The sequence below is a fragment of the Streptomyces sp. NPDC015242 genome, from assembly GCF_043079125.1.
Taxonomy (GTDB): Bacteria; Actinomycetota; Actinomycetes; order Streptomycetales; family Streptomycetaceae; genus Streptomyces.
In genome coordinates, this window is the sequence record NZ_JBIBUF010000001.1 from 562612 (window position 1) to 580743 (window position 18132).

At 74.6% G+C, this 18132-nt stretch carries 12 protein-coding genes; 7 read left to right on the forward strand and 5 right to left on the reverse strand.

Annotated features, from left to right (window positions below):
- Positions 1-3: 3 nt before the first annotated feature.
- Positions 4-1521: an ABC transporter substrate-binding protein gene (locus ACF07N_RS02560; protein WP_392107397.1), complete on the reverse strand. Its 1518-nt coding sequence runs from the start codon at positions 1519-1521 to the stop codon at positions 4-6.
- A 549-nt stretch (positions 1522-2070) separates the two neighbouring features.
- On the opposite strand from ACF07N_RS02560, the gene ACF07N_RS02565 reads away from it, so the two are divergent.
- The 3 genes from ACF07N_RS02565 (at position 2071) to ACF07N_RS02575 (ending at position 6370) form a co-directional block, all read left to right on the forward strand.
- Positions 2071-4317, forward strand: a complete 2247-nt coding sequence (locus tag ACF07N_RS02565; protein WP_392107399.1) for a tetratricopeptide repeat protein — start codon at positions 2071-2073, stop codon at positions 4315-4317.
- 188 nt (positions 4318-4505) lie between these two features.
- Positions 4506-6083 (forward strand): phytoene desaturase family protein, encoded by a 1578-nt coding sequence (locus tag ACF07N_RS02570; protein WP_392107402.1) that lies wholly within the window; start codon positions 4506-4508, stop codon positions 6081-6083.
- A gap of 95 nt (positions 6084-6178) precedes the next feature.
- Positions 6179-6370: a DUF2795 domain-containing protein gene (locus ACF07N_RS02575; RefSeq protein WP_383329428.1), complete on the forward strand. Its 192-nt coding sequence runs from the start codon at positions 6179-6181 to the stop codon at positions 6368-6370.
- Positions 6371-6394: 24 nt separating this feature from the next.
- Here ACF07N_RS02575 and ACF07N_RS02580 read toward each other — a convergent pair whose 3' ends face one another.
- Positions 6395-8179, reverse strand: a complete 1785-nt coding sequence (locus ACF07N_RS02580) for a serine hydrolase (RefSeq protein WP_392107405.1) — start codon at positions 8177-8179, stop codon at positions 6395-6397.
- A gap of 173 nt (positions 8180-8352) precedes the next feature.
- The gene (locus ACF07N_RS02585) at positions 8353-10782 is read right to left on the reverse strand and encodes a penicillin acylase family protein (RefSeq protein WP_392107408.1); all 2430 of its coding nucleotides are present in this window, start codon (positions 10780-10782) and stop codon (positions 8353-8355) included.
- Positions 10783-10971: 189 nt separating this feature from the next.
- On the opposite strand from ACF07N_RS02585, the gene ACF07N_RS02590 reads away from it, so the two are divergent.
- Positions 10972-12498 carry an acyl-CoA synthetase gene (locus ACF07N_RS02590; protein WP_392107411.1) on the forward strand — a complete coding sequence of 509 codons (1527 nt, stop codon included), beginning with the start codon at positions 10972-10974 and terminating at the stop codon, positions 12496-12498.
- A 69-nt stretch (positions 12499-12567) separates the two neighbouring features.
- Here the strand turns inward: ACF07N_RS02590 and ACF07N_RS02595 are convergent, their stop codons facing one another.
- Positions 12568-14493 (reverse strand): sulfatase, encoded by a 1926-nt coding sequence (locus ACF07N_RS02595; protein WP_392107414.1) that lies wholly within the window; start codon positions 14491-14493, stop codon positions 12568-12570.
- Between the two features lie 301 nt (positions 14494-14794).
- On the opposite strand from ACF07N_RS02595, the gene ACF07N_RS02600 reads away from it, so the two are divergent.
- The 3 genes from ACF07N_RS02600 to ACF07N_RS02610 all read left to right on the forward strand — a co-directional run bounded on the left by ACF07N_RS02600 (position 14795) and on the right by ACF07N_RS02610 (position 16724).
- Complete coding sequence (locus tag ACF07N_RS02600; RefSeq protein WP_383329442.1) at positions 14795-15037, forward strand: DUF397 domain-containing protein; 243 nt, start codon at positions 14795-14797, stop codon at positions 15035-15037.
- Positions 15038-15195: 158 nt separating this feature from the next.
- Positions 15196-16098, forward strand: a complete 903-nt coding sequence (locus tag ACF07N_RS02605) for a universal stress protein (RefSeq protein WP_392107417.1) — start codon at positions 15196-15198, stop codon at positions 16096-16098.
- A gap of 128 nt (positions 16099-16226) precedes the next feature.
- Complete coding sequence (locus tag ACF07N_RS02610; protein WP_344606623.1) at positions 16227-16724, forward strand: hypothetical protein; 498 nt, start codon at positions 16227-16229, stop codon at positions 16722-16724.
- Positions 16725-16935: 211 nt separating this feature from the next.
- Here ACF07N_RS02610 and ACF07N_RS02615 read toward each other — a convergent pair whose 3' ends face one another.
- The gene (locus tag ACF07N_RS02615; RefSeq protein WP_383335948.1) at positions 16936-18075 is read right to left on the reverse strand and encodes an aminoglycoside phosphotransferase family protein; all 1140 of its coding nucleotides are present in this window, start codon (positions 18073-18075) and stop codon (positions 16936-16938) included.
- Positions 18076-18132 lie beyond the last annotated feature (57 nt).

The window sequence follows — 18132 nt, forward strand, 5'->3', positions numbered from 1 at the left end:
GGCCTACTTCAGGTGGGTGCCGAGGTCGACCAGGGAGCGCTCGCGCGGGTCGAGGATCACGCCCTCGACGTCCGCTGCGATGCCCTGCACGACCTGCTCGTGGACGAGCGGCACCACGGCGTCGGTGCGCAGGATCTCCGCCTCCGCCTTCATGATCTTCTCCCGGCGGCGCCCGGTGTCGCGTTCGCCGGCGGCGGCCCGGATCGCCCGGTCCACGGCGGTGTCCTTCAGGCCGGCGATGTTGTAGACGCCCTCGCTGGTGAAGTCGCTGGCCAGATAGTCGACCGCGTCACCGGTGTCCAGGAGCGTCACCCGGGAGAAGACGAGGGCGTCGTACTTCCCGGCGAGGAGGTCGGACTCCATCTGCGTGTACTCGCGCACGTCCTGCCGCACCGTGAACCCGGCCTTCTCCAGCTGCTGCTGGAGCACGGTCGCCGCCTCGGGCAGCTCGGCGCGGTTCGTGTAGGTGGCCAGCCGCAGCGTCCTGTCCCCGGCCCGCGCCTTCACGCGTGCGGCGGAGGCGGCCCCGGCGCGGCCGGTCACCCGCTCGCGCCGGTCGGCGGCCCAGGGGACGGCGGGCCCGAACAGGCCCTGGGCGGGGTCGGCGTAGCCGCCGAAGACGGAGTCGACCAGTGCGGAGCCGTCGACGGCCTCGCGGGCGGCGGCGCGCAGCGCGGCGTCGGCGAACAGGCCGTCGCGGGTGTTGAGGACGAGGCTGTCGGTGCGCACCGACGGGACCTCGTACCGCGTCGCGTCGTCGAGCAGCTTCGCCTGCGCGGTGGGGATCCACTCGGCGATGTCGGTCTCGCCGCCGCGCAGTGCGTTCGCCCGGGCCGTGCCGTCGGCGATCCAGGTCACGTCGATGCCCGGCGCCTTCGCCCTGCCGCCCCAGTGACCGTCGAAGCGGGTCAGCGTCGCCTTGGTCCTGCCGCTGAGCCGGGTGATCTCGAACGGTCCGGTGCCGGTGCCGACCGGGCTGACGGAGCCGTCCTTCGCGTACGCCTTCGCCGACAGGATCGCCAGCGCGGGGCTGGCCAGCCGCAGCGGCAGCACCGGGTCGGGCGACTCGGTGGTGAGCGTGACGGTGTCGGCGTCCTTCGCCTCGGCGGTGAGGGTCACATCGCTCAGGACCCGGGGCTTGGGCCTGGCCGCGCTCGCGTGGTCGAGGGCGTTGACGACGGACCGGGCCGTGACCTCGGTGCCGTCCTGGAACGAGGCCCGGCGCAGTTCGAAGGTCCAGGTGGTGTCGTCGTCCTGCTTCCAGGACTTCGCCAGCGCGGGCCTGGCCGTGCCGTTCCGGTCGAGCGCGGTGAGCCCCTCGGCGACGGAGAGCTTGCTGAGCACGGTGGCGTCGTTGCTGTACGGGGAGAGCGCCTGCACCGGCGGCACGGCCAGCGCGACGCGCAGCCGCCCGCCCGGCCCGGCCCCGGCGCCGTCGTCGCTGTCGCCCGGCGCGAAACAGCCGGCCAGCAGCGGGGTGAGGGCGAGCGCCGCGATGAGGCCGCGGGAGGTGGTGCGCATGTCGGATCCTGTCGTGCGGAGGTGGGGCATGCCGCTGCGGCCCGGCCGGGCTTGATCGGCGGCGCCAGCATATAAGGCAAGCCTTACCTGGCTCTGACCGGGTGGATGAATGCTCAACGACTGGACGGTCGGGCGGCGGCGACCGGCCTGAGCGGTGGAGGCGGCCGCGCGCAAGGGCCCTCGGGGCGCGCAGCGGCCCGCCGTCCGCTCCGTCGCCCGACGCATCCGCCCCTGGTACCCGCGCGCTGGCTGCTGTGACGGCGCGTGACACATCTGGCGTACGCCTCCCTGCCGCCGCACGCCCACGAGCCGTACGGCGAAACGGCCCCCGAACCCGCCACGGTGCCCCGGCGACCGCGCCCCACGGGCCTCCTGCGGCGCGGCGCTCCCGCAGTGCGCGGTGGCAACCGCCGCCACCGCCACTCCTGGGTGCCGCCGCCCGGCCCGGCCCCCACGTACGTCCGGCCCCGTACCGACTCGGACGGCGGGCCGCCATACTGGGTGGGCCAGGGGGCGGGCGAACAGCTACCGGGGGGAGCGTCGCGCGAGATGGCGGACAGCAGGCTCATCCATGGCCGTTACCGGCTGCTCGATCCGATCGGGCGCGGTGGCATGGGCGAGGTGTGGCGGGCCCGGGACGAGTCCCTGGGCCGGCACGTCGCCGTCAAGTGCCTCAAACCGCTGGGCCCGAACCACGACCACGCCTTCACCCGCGTCCTGCGGGAGCGGTTCCGCCGCGAGGCCCGGGTCGCCGCCGCCCTGCAGCACCGGGGCATCACCGTCGTGCACGACTTCGGCGAGTCCGACGGCGTGCTCTACCTCGTCATGGAGCTGCTGGACGGCCGCAACCTCAGCCAGCTCCTGGAGGACAACAGACAGCACCCGCTGCCGGTCGCCGACGTCCTGGAGATCGCCGAGCAGGTCGCCGCCGCGCTGGCCTACTGCCACGAGCAGGCCATCGTGCACCGGGACCTGAAGCCCGCCAACATCGTGCGGCTCGGCGACGGCACGGTGAAGATCTGCGACTTCGGCATCGCCCGCCTCGGCCACGACATCGGCTTCACCTCGCGCCTGACCGGCACCGGCATCGCCATGGGCACCCCGCACTACATGTCCCCGGAGCAGATCGGCGGCACCGAGGTCGACCAGCGCAGCGACCTGTACTCGTTCGGCTGTGTGCTGTACGAGATCGCCACCGGCGTACCGCCGTTCGACCTCGACGACGCCTGGGCGATCCTCGTCGGCCACCGTGACACCCCGCCCCGGCCGCCCCGCGAGCACCGCCCCGAACTGCCCGCGTACCTGGAGCGGGTCATCCTCGACCTGCTCGCCAAGGAGCCGGACGAACGGCCCGGCGACGCCCGCGAGCTGGCGCGCAGAATCAGCGCCCACCGGGCCGCCCCGGCGTACGTGCCGGCCGTCGTGGCGCCCCGGTCCGCCCCGGACACGCCGGCCGGCGCGGGCCGGCTGCCCTCCTGGACGCGGGGCATGACCACCGGACGGAAGGCGGCGGGCCCGGGCCTGCGCACCGCGCCGCCGGACCCGGCGGCCGGGCTGTCGGGCGAGTGGATCGCGCGTCCCACGACCGGCCCCGTCGGGGAACCCGTCCCCGAAGAGCGCCCCGTCCCGTCCCCCGAGATCCTCACCGCCCTGGCCGGCCGGCACAACGCGGGCCTCAGCCTCGGCCGGCTCGGCCGCTGGACGGAGGCGGGGGAGGTGCACCGGGCGGTCGCCGCCGAACGCGAGCACCTCCTCGGCCCCGACCACCCCGACACCCTCGCCAGCCGCTACGAGGTCGCCTTCACCCTCAGCCGCACCGGCCGGGCCCAAGACGCCCTGCGCGCGTACAAGCACGTCACCGAGGCCAGGATCCGCGTCCTCGGCGCCGACCACCCCGACACCCTGGCCGCGCGCCAGGAGATGGCCTACGTGCTCGGCCGGCTGGGCCGCCCCTTCGACGCCCACCGCGTCTACACCGCGGTCCTCACCGCGCGCGAGCGCACCATGGGACCCGACCATCCCGACACCCTGCGCTGCCGGCACAACCTCGCCTTCAACCTCAGCCGCCTCGGCCGCCTGGAGGACTCCTGCCGCATGGCCCGCGAGGTGGCCGCCGCCCGCGCCCGGGTGCTCGGCCCCGACCACCCCGACACACTGGTCACCCGGTACGAGGTGGCCTACGCGCTCGGCCGGCTGGGCCGCTGGGCCGAGGCCCTGCGGACCCACCGGGAGGTCGCCGAGGCCCGCGCCCGGGCCCTCGGACCCGACCACCCCGACACGCTCGCCGCCCGCCACGAGATCGGCATCAGCCTGGGCCGCCTCGGCCGCAGTGCGGAGGCCCTCGACCTCTACACCGCGCTGGCCGGGGACCGCGCCCGGGCGCAGGGCCCCACCCACCCGGAGACACTGCGCGCCCGGCACGGGCGGTGCGTCAACCTGGGGCGGCTCGGCCGCTGGGAGGAGGCCCTCGCCGAGTCCCGTGAGGTGAGCGCCGTCCGCGAGCGGGTCCTGGGCCCCGACCACCCGGACACCCTGGTCAGCCGCCGCGAGGTGGCCGTGGGCCTGGGCTGGCTGGGCCGCTGGGGTGACGCGCTCACCGAGTACCGGCGGGTGGCCGCCGCCCGTGAACGGGTCCTCGGCGCGGACCATCCCGACACCCTCGCCAGCCGCAACGACGAGGCCCACTGCCTGCAGCAACTGGGCCACGCCGCCGAGGCGACGGAGCTGTACCGCAGGGTGGCCGCCCTGCGCGAGCGCCGCGCGTCCACCACCCCACGGGCCGCGGGCGGCAGCTGAGCCCGGCGCCGCCGGCGGCCGGCGCCCCGGTGTCCGCCGTCGGTGCCCCGGCGGGCGTCGCGGGCGCGTGGGGAGGCGGTGTGGTGCCCGCGCACGGCGGACCCGTCCTCCGTCGGGTCCGGACCCGGGGCCTCCCGCGGGTCGCGGGATCTCTGGCCGACGCGGATCACCCCGTGTTACGAAGGACCATGACCGCACCCCTGGGACCCCGCGCGCACCGGACGTACGACGCCGTCATCGTCGGCGGTGGCCACAACGGCCTGGTCGCCGCCGCCTACCTGGCCCGCGCCGGCCGCTCCGTGCTGGTGCTGGAGCGGCTGGACCACACCGGCGGCGCGGCGGTGTCCACCCGGCCCTTCGCCGGCGTCGACGCCCGGCTGTCGCGCTACTCGTACCTGGTCAGCCTGCTGCCGGAGAAGATCGTCCGGGACCTCGGCCTGGACTTCCGGGTGCGCACCCGCACCATCTCCTCCTACACCCCGGCCGAACGCGACGGCAGACCGACCGGCCTCCTCGTCGGCGGCGGGGAGCGGCGCACCGGGGAGGCCTTCGCCCGGCTCACCGGCTCGGAGCGGGAGTACCGGGCCTGGCGGGAGTTCTACGGCATGACCGGCCGCGCCGCACGGCGGATCTTCCCGACCCTCACCGAGCCCCTGCCCACCCGTGAGGCGCTGCGCCGGCGCCTGGACGACGAGCAGACCTGGCGGACGCTGTTCGAGGAGCCGATCGGCGTCGCCGTCGAGCGGCACTTCGACGACGACCTGGTGCGCGGCGTGGTCCTCACGGACGCGCTCATCGGCACCTTCGCCGACGCCCACGACCCCTCTTTGAAGCAGAACCGCTGCTTCCTCTACCACGTGATCGGCGGCGGCACCGGCGACTGGGACGTGCCCGTCGGCGGCATGGGAGCCCTGACGGACGCGCTCGCCGACGCGGCCCGCACGGCCGGAGCCGCCCTCGCCACCGGCCACGAGGCCCTGCGCATCGCCACGGACGGCCGCACCGCCGAGGTCACCTACCGCACGGCCGACGGCGAGGGCACCGTCGCCGCCCGGCACGTCCTGGTGAACGCCTCGCCGCAGACCCTCGCCGACCTGACCGGTGACCCGCAGCCCGCCCCCGCCGAGGGCGCCCAGCTCAAGGTGAACATGCTGCTCACCCGGCTGCCCCGGCTGCGCGACACCTCCGTCGACCCGCGGGAGGCCTTCGCCGGCACCTTCCACATCGCCGAGGGCTACACGCAGCTGGCCACCGCCCACGCCCAGGCCGCCGCCGGCGAGCTGCCCGCCGCGCCGCCCTCGGAGATCTACTGCCACTCGCTCACCGACCCGACGATCCTCGGCCCCGGCCTGGCCGGACGGGGCTACCAGACGCTCACCCTGTTCGGCCTGCACACCCCGGCCCGCCTGTTCGCGCGGGACAACGACGCCGTGCGCGAGGAACTGCTGAAGTCGACCCTCGCCCAGCTCGACGCCCACCTGGCCGAACCCCTCGCCGACTGCCTGGCCACCGACGCGGACGGCCGCCCCTGCATCGAGGCGAAGACGCCGCTCGACCTGGAACGCGACCTGCGCCTGCCCGGCGGCAACATCTTCCACCGCGAGCTGAGCTGGCCGTACGCCCAGGACGGCACCGGCCGCTGGGGCGTGGAGACCGGCCACGCGAACGTCCTGCTGTGCGGGGCGGGCGCCGTGCGCGGGGGCGGCGTGAGCGGGGTGCCCGGGCACAACGCGGCGATGGCCGTACTGGAAAACGGAAACGGCTGAATCGCACGCCGATCGAGGGGCACTCCGACAGCACGAAGAGATCCGTACCAGCCGGCCGCCCCGCGCGGACGGCCGTACCACCCCGGGAGGCCCTCATGGCCGAGCTCAGCCCGACCGATCTCCAGAAGGCCCTCAAGGGCATGGACTACCCCACGGACAAGCAGCACCTGGTGGAGCGTGCCCGCAGCAACCACGCCGACGACAAGATCGTCCGCACCCTCGACGGCCTGAAGGAGAACAGTTTCGACGGCCCGAACGAGGTGCAGAAGGCCGTCTTCAACCAGTGACCCGGAGTCCGTGACCCGGCCGTCTCAGTCGGCCGACGGCGCCCATCCCACCGCTTCGATCCGCGACGCGTCCGCCGGGCGCGCCCCGTCGAACAGGACGCCGTCGGCCATCGCCACGCGCGGCCGGCCCACGTAGCAGCCGCGGCCCACGTACAGCCGGTCCGTCGTGTACCGCCAGCGCAGCGTGAGGCTCCGGGCGGCGGGCACGTCGGCGGTGAGACGGTGCCACACGCGGCCCGACCAGCCGGTGACCGAGCCGGACGGATGCCGGACCGGCTCCGCGCCGCGGCGCGACGTCGTGAAGGGCACCGGCTGCCACGTCGCACCGCCGTCGGTGCTGGCCTCCAGCACCAGTGCGTCCGCCTTCGGCTCGGTGTCCCACCACAGGGCGCAGTCCAGGCGAGGGCCGCCGGAGGAGGTGTCGAGCGCCGGGAGGGTGAGCGTGGCCGTCGAGGCGGGTGTCATGCCGGAGAACCAGGCGGTGCGGCCCCGCGCGGGACGCACCGGCACGGCCCGGGCCAGACGGTTCGCCGCGGCCACCCGGGGCGCCGAGCCGGAACGCCAGCTGCGCACCGGGTGCACGGAGTTGCCGAGCACGACGAGGAACGAGTCGGTCGTCGGGTCGAGCACCAGCGAGGTGCCCGTGAAGCCGGTGTGCCCGGCACTGCGCGGCGTGGCCATCGCCCCCATGTACCAGTGCTGGTAGAGCTCGAACCCGAGACCGTGCTCGTCGCCGGGGAATGCGGTGTTGAAGTCGGTGAACATCAACTCCACCGACTCCGGCCGCAGGATGCGGGCCCGTCCGTGGACACCGCCGTTGAGCAGCGTACGGCCGAGCACCGCGAGGTCCCACGCGTCGGAGAAGACACCCGCGTGGCCCGCGACGCCGCCGAGGGCGAAGGCGTTCTCGTCGTGCACCTCGCCCCACACCAGGCCCCGGTCCAGGCCGGACCACGGCGGGCGCGCGTCCTCCGTCGCCGCGATCCGCGGCCGCCAGGAGGCGGGCGGGTTGTAGCGGGTGCGGCGCAGCCCGAGCGGCGCGGTGATCTCGTCGCGCAGCAGGGTGTCCAGGGAGCGGCCCGTGATCCGCTCCAGCACCAGCTGGAGCGAGATGAGGTTCAGGTCCGAGTACAGGTAGGCCGTGCCCGGCGCGCTGACCGGCCTCTCGTCCCAGATGCGCCGGAGCTTCTCCTCGTACGTGGGCGCGCTGTACAGCGGGATCCACGACCGGAACCCCGACGTGTGCGTGAGAAGCTGACGGATCGTCACCTCCTGCTTGCCGGCACGCCCGAAGTCCGGCAGGTACGAGGCGACCGTCGCCTCCAGGCCCAGCGCGCCCCGCTCGATCTGCTGCACCGCGAGGATCGACGTGAACAGCTTCGACACCGACGCCAGGTCGAAGACGGTGTCCTCGCGCATCGGGATCTGCTGGTCCGGCGGGAACTCCACACCGGTGCCGGTCTTCTCGTCGTAGGCCCGGTAGCGCACCGCCGTGCCGATGGCCCGGTGCAGCGCGACGGTGCCGCCGCGTCCGGCCAGCAGGACGGCGCCCGCGTACCAGGGGTGCGTGGGGGAGGGGCCGAGGAACGCCTCGGCGTCGGTGACGAGGCGGCGCAGATGGGAAGCGAGCAGTCCGGCCCGGGCCGCCGATCCGTGCCGCAGGGTGGGCCGCCGGTCCCGGGCCGCCGCCGTGGCGGCTTCGGCGGGACCGGCCGGCAGCGGCGCGAGGGTGAGCGCGCCGCCCAGCGCCAGTCCCGCACGGGCGAGTTGACGCCGGGTCAGTTCGCCGTTCGCCGCTCTGTCGGTCACCGCGCACCCCTTCGCCTCGACCGTCTCACGCGTCCCCCGGAAGTATGTCCGCCGCACTCCTTCGCGAACCGGCCGACGGCCCGGGAACCCGGTCCCGGTGACAGGCCGGCCCCGACCGCGCGCGGGAGGGGGTGCCGCCCTCGCCGGAAGCGGCACCCCCTCCCGCCCACCGGTCAGCGGCGCTCGTGCACCCGCACGACCCGCAGCCGCGGCGAGGACAGGATGTCCTTCTCGCAGAAGCGCGACGTCACCCACCTCTCCTGCGAGAACAGCCGGGTCTGGTCCGCGAAGTGCGGCGACGCGGGGTTGGACGACTGGGAGTACGTCAGCAGCGTGCGCGCCACCGGGCAGCCCGTGCCGTCCCAGCCGACGGCCTGCAGGTGACTGGTCCCGAACGGCACCTCCGTGTAACCGGCGGCGGCGTCCCACTCCGGCTCGATCACGTTCCACACGCCCAGCCGGCCCGCCCCGCCCGGCATCGGCAGCCGTGTCCCGTCGCGCACGACGTACTGGTGCGCCCCGAGCGGCGTGTCCAGCGCGATGCCCGCGGCCCGCAGCTCCGCCACGGCGTCGGCGAGGGCGGTGGCGAGGCCGGGGGCGTCCGTGTTCAGCGCGCGCGGCGTGCGGACGGGGTCCGCCGCCGAGAAGGGCACCTTCCACAACTGCGCGGCAGGCACCGCCGGTTCGAGCCTGCGCCAGAACCGGTCGAAGAGCAGCGCCCCGCGGCTTCCGGTGTCCATGGTGCGGTCCCAGGCACGCAGCACCCCACAGGCCCCCGACACGTCGACGGCCGTGCCGTCGCTGCCCGTGGCCGTGCCGCCGGGCAGGGCGGCGCAGGCCCGGGCGACGTCCGCCGCCGCGAGGTCGCCCGCGGGCACCCGGTGGGCGAACTGCTGCCGCTGCAGGTCCCGGACGGTCAGGCCGCCCCGGTCCGCCATCGCCGCGACGTCCTCGATGCCCCCGCGGGTGCGCAGCCCGGGCTGCGTGCCCACCGTGCCGAAGATCCGCTCGTAGCCGGTCAGCGGCCGGTCGGCGTTGGTCAGCCACGGCGTGCCGTTCATGTTCGCCACGTACGGCGCGTCCTTCAGCGTCGGCATCCTGCCCGGCCCGAAGATGCCGGGCACGGCGGCGTCCGGGTCGCTGCCGAGGGCGCAGTCGCCGCGCGAGCCGTCGAGGATCGCGACGCCGGACGCCGGATAGGTGCTCCTCCCGAGCTCGGTGGAGCAGCGTGCGGCCAGTTCGTCGGTGATGCGCGGGAGCACCTGCGACTGGGTGTAGAGCGAGTGGCCCGCCCGGTCGGCGGCGATCGTGTTCACCCAGGGGATGCCCTGGTGGCGGGAGAGGGAGGCGAGGACACCGGCCGTGGAGCGGGCCCTGCCGAAGCCGAGGGAGGTGTCGGCGAAGCGCAGGTTGGCGGCGTTGGGGTCGTGCAGGGCGTACGCCGTCGTGGCCGTCCAGGGCAGCGGCACCTGGGCGCTGAGGGAGGTGACCACCGGGCCGTAGCGGGTCCACCACTGGGTGCGGGTCACCGGCGCGCCGTCCCGCACGGCGACCGTCACGGTCCGCTTTCTCATGCGTTCCGGCCTGCCGTCGACGCGATAGACCGTGGGGTCGGCCGGATCCAGCGTCAGCCGGTGGAAGTTGGCCGGCACGCCCGTCGAGACGGTGTGGCTCCACGCCACGTGCGCGTTGAACCCGATGGCGACCACCGGCAGACCGAGCAGGGTGCCGCCGGAGACGTTCAGCTCCCCGGGGATCGACTGCTGCGACTGCCAGAATCGCCGCGCGCCCTGCCACGGGTAGTGCGGGTTCCCGAGCAGCAGGCCGCGGCCGTTCGCCGTGGTGTCGCCGCGGAAGGCGACCGCGTTGGAGCCCATGCCCGGGTCGCCCCACAGCTCCCCGGCCGCCCGCGCCACGGCCTTCGCGCCGGGCGCACCGGCGGGCCGCGCGGACGGAGTGGTGCCCGCCGGTCCGGACGACGGCGGCCGTGCCGCCGTGATCGTGTCGACGAAGCGGCCCTCGCCGGACACCGAGGCGATGGCCAGTCCCCGCGCGGCCACGTCCGCCGCGGTGACCGGCCGGACCCAGGAGGCGCCCGCACAGGCGGGATCCGTGATCCTGCGCTGCTTCAGCCAGGCGTTGTACCCGGCCGCCCAGCCGCGCATCAGGTCCCGGACCTCACGGCTCGGGCCCACCGGCGGCGGCTCCTTCAGGAGGCGCTCCACGGTTCCGGACTCGCGCACGCCGCGGAAGTACAGGTCGCTGGAGAGGTTGGTGCGGGCCGCCGACAGGTCACCGCCGGCGGCGGCGTCGGCGCCGAAGTGACGGGACCGCTCGCCCCGCAGGGTCACGAAGCCGTCGGCCAGCGTGCAGACCTCGTCGGCGGCCTGGGCCCAGCCCGTGCCGAAGCCCAGCCCGGCGTAGTCCTCCGCACGGATGTGGGGGATGCCGTACTCGGTGTAGCGGATGACGGCCGACAGGCCGCCGTGCGACGGGTGTTCCTCCGCACGCTCCCGGTCCTGGGCAGCGGCCGCGGGTAACGCGGACGCGGCCGTGAACAGGGCCGTGGCCCCGAGAACGAGTCGTCTCCAGCGGGTGCGCATCGTGCCTCCCGGCTTCGTCGAGAAAGTGGCAGGCCGGGCGTGCGCGGTGCCGCATCCCGGCTGTCCGTTCCATGACAGCGGACGCCCGGGAACCGTGGTGAGGTTGAGACGCCCGGAGCCGGTGGGGCCGGTCCCGGCCGGGGCCGGGGTCCTTGACCTCCTCCGGCGGTCAGCCGAGGATCCTGTGTCATGACGACGCCCGGACACGGCAGCACGGTCGACGGAGTCCTGCGGCGCAGCGCCCGGCGCACCCCGGCGCGCATCGCCGTCGAGTACGCCGACCGCACCTGGACGTACGGCGACCTCGACGCCGCCGTCTCCCGCGCGGCGAGCGTCCTCCTCGGCCTCGGGCTCGCGCCAGGGGACCGGGTCGGCGCCTACGGCCACAACTCCGACGCCTACCTGATCGCCTTCCTCGCCTGCGCCCGGGCGGGCCTGGTCCACGTCCCCGTCAACCAGCACCTCACCGGTGACGACCTCACCTACATCGTGGGCCAGTCGGGCAGCTCCCTGGTCCTCACCGACCCCGGCCTGGCCGGCCGGCTGCCCGGCGGCGTACGGACCCTGCCCCTGCGCGGCACCGGCGACTCGCTGCTCACGCGGCTGGACGGGGCACCCGCCTACGACGGACCCGAGCCGCGGACCGAGGACCTCGCGCAGCTGCTGTACACGTCCGGGACGACCGCCCTGCCCAAGGGCGCGATGATGACGCACCGCGCCCTGGTGCACGAATACCTGAGCGCGATCACCGCCCTCGACCTGAGCGCCGGCGACCGTCCCGCGCACGCGCTGCCGCTGTACCACTCGGCGCAGATGCACGTCTTCCTGCTGCCCTACCTCGCCGTCGGCGCGACGAACATCATCCTCGACGCACCCGACGGCGACCGGCTCCTCGACCTCGTCGAAGCGGGCCGCGTCGACAGCCTGTTCGCCCCGCCCACCGTCTGGATCGCCCTCTCCCACCGCCCCGACTTCGCCACCCGCGACCTCAGCGGCCTGCGCAAGGCCTACTACGGGGCGTCGGTCATGCCGGTCCCGGTCCTCGAACGGCTGAAGGAACGCCTGCCGGACCTCGCCTTCTACAACTGCTTCGGCCAGAGTGAGATCGGCCCCCTGGCCACGGTCCTCGGCCCCGACGAGCACAAGGGCCGCATGGACTCCTGCGGCCGGCCCGTGCTGTTCGTCGACGCCCGGGTGGTCGACGAGGACGGCAGGGACGTTCCCGACGGCACCCCCGGCGAGATCGTCTACCGCTCCCCGCAACTGTGCGAGGGCTACTGGGACAAGCCCGAGGAGACCGCCGAGGCCTTCCGCGACGGCTGGTTCCGCTCCGGCGACCTCGCGGTGCGCGACCCGCACGGCTACTACACGATCGTCGACCGGGTGAAGGACGTCATCAACTCCGGCGGCGTCGTCATCGCCTCCCGCCAGGTCGAGGACGCCCTGTACACGCACCCCGCCGTCGCCGAGGCGGCCGTCGTGGGCCTGCCCGACGAGCGCTGGATCGAGGCCGTCACGGCGATCGTCGTCCCGAGGGGAGAGGCCACGGAGGAGGAGCTGATCGAGCACGTACGCGAACGGCTCACGCCCTACAAGGCGCCGAAACGCGTGGTGTTCGTGGACGAACTCCCGCGCAACGCCAGCGGGAAGATCCTCAAACGGGAACTGCGGGACACCCTCGCGACCCGCCCCGGACACGCCACGCCCGGCGGCTGACCCGGCCCCATCAGCACCGATCCTCGACGCCCCGGACGGAACGCCGCTCGCCTGTCGTCTGCGCGGGCATCATCCTTGTGGCCCGTACGCCGTCATGAAGCGGTCGCGGAACTTGTCCATGCCCCAGCGGGGCGCGTCCGCTGCGGGCTTGAGGCCGTCGGTCCAGCCCCAGCCGGCGACCCGGTCCAGGACCTTCGGGTCGTGCGCGACGATCGTGACCGGCACGTCCTTGCCGGTGTCCCCGGCGGTGACCGTCGGCACCGGCTGGTGGTCGCCGAGGAAGACCAGCACCGTGTCCTCGTCGCCGTAGCGCTCCATCCACTCGGTGAGGCTGCGGATCGAGTACTCGATGGCCTTGCGGTACTCCGCGCGCACCTTCTCCGGGTCCTTCCAGACCTCCGCGGGGTCGGTGCCCTCCTTCTTGATCCGGTGGAACACCGAGCCGTCGCCGAGGTCCTCCCAGTCGATCATCCGGGCGAGGGGGGACCAGGGGTTGTGGCTGGAGGCCAGGATGATCTCCGCCATGATCGGCTGACGGTCCTTCCTGCCGTGCTCCAGGCGCTGGAACGCCTCCATGCTGAACTGGTCGGGCACGGGCGTCCAGCTGAAGTACGGCCCGTGGTAGCCCAGGTGCTCGGAGTCGTAGATGTGGTCCAGGCCGAAGAACTCGCCCTCCGGCCAGGCCCGCCGCACGCCCGGCACGATGCCGACGGTCCGCCAGGCACCCGTCCTGCCGAAGTACTTGGTCAGCGTCATGCGGTCGCTCGTGGTCAGACTGCGGTACCGCTGCTGGTTCTTGATCCACAGCCCGGACAGGAACGTCGAGTGCGCGAGCCAGCTGCCCGCTCCCGTCACCGGCGACCGCAGCCAGCCGCTGCGCGACTCGAACCCGGCGGCCTTCAGCCTGCCGGTGCCCTCGTCGAGCACGGCGTCGGTCTGTTCCGCCATCGCCGGGTCGTCGATCGCGACCCGGCCGTAGCTCTCGATGAAGGTGAACAGCACGTCCTTGCCGCGCAGTCCGGTCAGCAGCTGGTCCGGCGGGGTCTGCGCGAAGGCGTCCACCGCGGCCTGCTTCTCGAAGACACGGGCGTCCGCCAGGCCCGCGCGCACCTGTTCCACCCGGTTGCCGATGAACTCGGCGTTGCCCTTGGTGGCGATCGGCACCGTGCCGAGCTGCACGCCCAGCGTCATGCAGGTGATCCACGCCGTGCCCAGGATCAGCGTCGTACGGGTGGCGACGGGCCGGTGCCGCACCATCAGGTTCGTCAGCCGCACCACCGCGAGCGTCGTGAGGACGAGCACCGCGACGAACAGGACGAGCACCCCGATCACGGCCAGCACCTGGCCGGTCCGGCCGAAGGTCTCCCGGAGGAAGTCCGTGGCGTGCTCGATCAGGATCCAGTCCAGGACGAGGTCGAACGGCCGGGCCAGCACCTGGTAGAAGCCCATGTCGACGAACTTCAGGATCGTGACCAGCCCGAGGAACGCGCCCGCGGCCACCGCCGTGATCCGGCGGGGCCGCGGCGGGAGCCCGAGCAGCAGACCCGCGAGCAGCACTCCTTCGGCCGGGATCCGCACGAACGACGCGAACTCGATGCGCTCGATCCGGTTGGGCACGAGCAGGGCGAAGAGCACCAGTGCCCCGGCCAGCACGGTCGTCGCGACGGAGACGCCCCGTGCGGCTCGCGGATGACGCCGCCGCCAGGCGGCCCGACGGGACCGGCCGGACCGGCCGGGCGGGGCGGGATCGACCGCGCCGGCCTCATCGGCCGCCGCCGCCTCCGCCGGGGGCGGCGCGGTGTCGTCCTCCCCCGGCTCCGCCGCGGGAGCATCACCGCCCCGCCCCGCACCCTCCGGTTCCCGTGTGCCGGTGCCGGTGGCATGATGCGCCGCGTCGGCTTCTCCCTGCGGTACGGCCACTCCGCCGCCGCCCCTCCGGTCCGCCCCGTCCTCGGTCGTGTCCGGCTGCTGGTGGGGGCGAGCGAAGAGCGACACCCGGTGGTTCCTTCCGTGCGGTCGTGCGATGGCATGGCGAACAGAGCCCAGTGCCGAGCCTGCCACCACCAGTACGTCCGTACGTCACCTCCGGTTCAATCCCCGGGCCGGTGATTCACCCGTCCGCCGCCGCCACCTCCCGCGGGATCGTGCGGAGCGACGACAGCTCCCCGATCTTGCTCATGTGGCTCCTGGGAGCACGGCCGCCGGATGCCTGAAAGGTCCCGCCCGCGTGCTCTGTCGGGCCCGGGGCGCGATCGCTAGGCTGACCGCGGACGACGCAATCGGGAGGAGCACGGACGTGGCCGAGACCACCACCCAGCAGCGACCGCTCAGGGGCTGGGACAAGCCGGATCTGGACCTCAGCAAGGCACAGTGGCAGTCCAGCAGCCGTGGCCTGGGGGATGTGCAGATCGCCTTCGTGGAAGGCTTCATCGCCATGCGGAACAGTGCCCGCCCGGAGAGCCCCTCCCTGATCTTCACGCCCGCCGAGTGGGGCGCGTTCGTCTCGGGAGCGCGGGAGGGTGAGTTCGACCTCACCTGACGGCGGGGAGCGCACCGCCCCGGACGGCCCGACCGGCCGATCCGGGGGTGTTCCGCCCGCTTTTCCGGACACGCGACCTGAAGCAGCCTCCCCCCGGCCCACCCCTGCGTCAGGCCGGCACCCGGGAGGGACGGTCGTCACCCGGAAGTGAGGAACCCATGAGCACCCTGCCGGTCGTCGCGGCGGTCGACGGTTCGGATCACAGCCTGCGCGCCCTGGAGTGGGCCGTCGACGCGGCCCTGCGGCGCTCGGCCCCGCTGCGTGTGGCCCACGTACGCCAGTACGCCCACTGGGCTCAGCCCGACGTGCTCGCCGCCGCGCCCGCGGACCCGCGGCAGGACCCCGTCCTCGACCGGGTCCGTGCCCACCTGGAGAGCCGCACCGGCCCGCCGGACACGGAGTACGTCGGTCTGGAGGGCGCGACCGGCGTGGTCCTGCCCGAACTGGGCGCCGCCGCCCAGCTGCTGGTGCTCGGGTCCCGGGGCCGCGGCGGCTTCGCCAGCCTGCTGCTCGGCTCGACCGGCCTGGCCACCGCCCGCGACGCCGAGTGCCCCGTTGTCGTGGTGCCCCCGCCCGGACGCGAGGTCCACGGCGAGACGGCGGCCGGTCCCGCCCCGCGTGTGGTCGTCGGGCTGAAGGTGGACGGCCCCGACGACGCCACGCTGGAGTTCGCCTTCACCGAGGCCGCCCGGCGCGGGGCCCGGCTCCAGGCGGTGGCCGCCTACCCGTGGCCCGCGCAGCCCTGGATGCTGCCCGGCGAGACGCCTCCGCCGGTCGTCGACCAGGACGTCGTCGAGGAGGAGGCCCGGGTCCTGGCCGAGGGGTTCCTCGCCCCGTACCGCGAACGGCACCCCGGCGTCGAGGCCGAACCGGTCCCGGCGGCCGGTGACGCGGCCGGGCACCTCGTCGCCGCCTCCCGGCACGCCGATCTCGTCGTCGTGGGCCGGCACCGGCGGCACCTGCTGGCGCCCGCCCGGATGATGGGCTCGGTCGCCCAGGCCGTGCTGCTGCACGCGGCGAGCCCCGTCGCCGTGATCCCTCCGGCACCACCGGAGGACTGACCCCGCGGGCGACGCGCACCGGCCCGCCCGGCGCCGGGGTGACGGTGCCGTGCGGGCCCGACGGCCCCGGCGCGATCGAGGCGCCGCCCGCCCGGCACGGCACAGGCCCGGGCACGTACCATGGCGGCATGTCGTTCCTCCGCCGCCGCAGCGCCACTCCCGCCGGGCCCGACTTCGACGTACTGGCCATGGACCCGGGCGACTGGCCCGGCAATCTCGGTGCGGGACTGCTGCCCGCGCCCGACGGCACCTGCCAGGGCGTCTTCCTGCGCTACGACCTGTTCGGCGGCCGCGGTCCCGCCATGATCATCGGCAATCTGCCGGAGGGATCCCCGGCCCGTGACGTCCCCGAGGGGCAGGTCCCCTTCGAGGTGGGCCAGCTCCTGCTGGCGCTGGAGAACGACGAGGAGGTCACCGTCGTCGGCACCGAGGACGTGCCGGTGATGCAGGGCGACAACCTTCTGATCGTGCGGCGCGTCAAGCTCTCCGAGAGCCGGATCTCCTGTGTGCAGTTCGACCGCAGCGACAACGTCCTGGTGACCATCGCCGCCTGGGACCGCCCCATCACCGACGACCTCTACGCGCTCCTCAAGCCGCTGCCCGCGGAGCTGTTCCAGCAGGGCTGACCCGACGCGGCGGTACGCCCGCGCACACGAAGCGGCCGCGGTGGGCCCCGCCCCGCGCCCACCCCCCGCCGCCGCCCCCGCACCCGGTGCCCCCCCCCCCGCGCCCCGCGGGGGGGGCCCCCCCGGGGCCCCCGGGGGGGGCCCCCCCCCCCCCCCCCCCCGCGGGGGGGGGGGCCCCCCCCCCCCCCCCCCCGCGCCCGCTTCGTCCCCGTCAGCGTGTGCCGACCGCCGCGCGCACGGCCCGCCGGGCCAGCTGGCAGTCGTCGTGCAGCCGCCGCAGCAGCAGCCGTTGCTCCTCGCCGGACGGCACAGCGCCGGGATGGGCCGAGCCCGGTGCCGCCGGGGCCGCGTCCTGCATCGAACGCTGCACGGCCGTCTCGTAGGTGCGGATCTCGCGCGTCAGCACCAGCATCAGGTTCACCAGGAAGGCGTCCCTGGACGCCGGGCCCGCCGACTGCGCGATCTGACTGATCTGCCGGCGCGCGACCGGTGCGTCCCCGAGCACCGACCACAGCGTCGCCAGGTCGTACCCCGGCAGGTACCAGCCCGCGTGCTCCCAGTCCACCAGCACTGGACCGGCCGGTGACAGGAGCAGGTTGGACAGCAGCGCGTCGCCGTGGCAGAACTGGCCCATGCCCTGCCGCCCGGCGGCCTTGGCGATGCCGTGCAGCAGCTTCTGCAGGTCGCCCAGGTCGCGGTCGGTGAGCAGCCCCAGCTCGTGGTACCGCGCGATCCGGGCCGCGTAGTCCAGCGGGGCGTCGAACGTGCCCGCCGGCGGCCGCCAGGCGTTGAGCCGGCAGATCGCGCCGAGTGCCGCCCTGATGTCCGTCCGGGGGGGCGCCTCGGACGGATGCCGCTGGAGGGCGGCCACGCGACCGGGCATGCGCTCGATCACGAGGGTGCAGTTGTCCGGGTCCGCCGCGATCAGCCTCGGCGCCCGCACGGGAGGGCGGTGCCGGACGAACGAGCGGTACGCCGCTATCTCGTGGCGGATCCGCTCGGCCCAGGCGGGGGAGTGGTCCAGTAAACACTTGGCGACGGCCGTGCTGCGACCGGTCGTCCCGACCAGGAGCACGGACCGGCCGGTGCGGCGGAGCACCTGCACCGGGGCGAACTCCGGGCAGATGCGGTGCACCGACGCGATCGCCGTGCGCAGCTGCGCGCCCTGAGGGCCGGACAAGTCGAGTCTCCCGCTGAGCGGTTGGGTGCCGAGCACCGCGCCGCGCCGAGCCCTGCCGGCTCCGAGCACGGGGGCCGCCGGCCGCGCGGGGGCGAGATAGGGGCCGCTGTCCGCGGGACGCGGGTGGAGCGACCGGGGCGGTGCGGACACGGAGGACGATGCTGCGTACATGGGCGAGACAGATCCCTTCGTGTGCCTGCGACGACAGCGCATCACCCGGCCCGGACG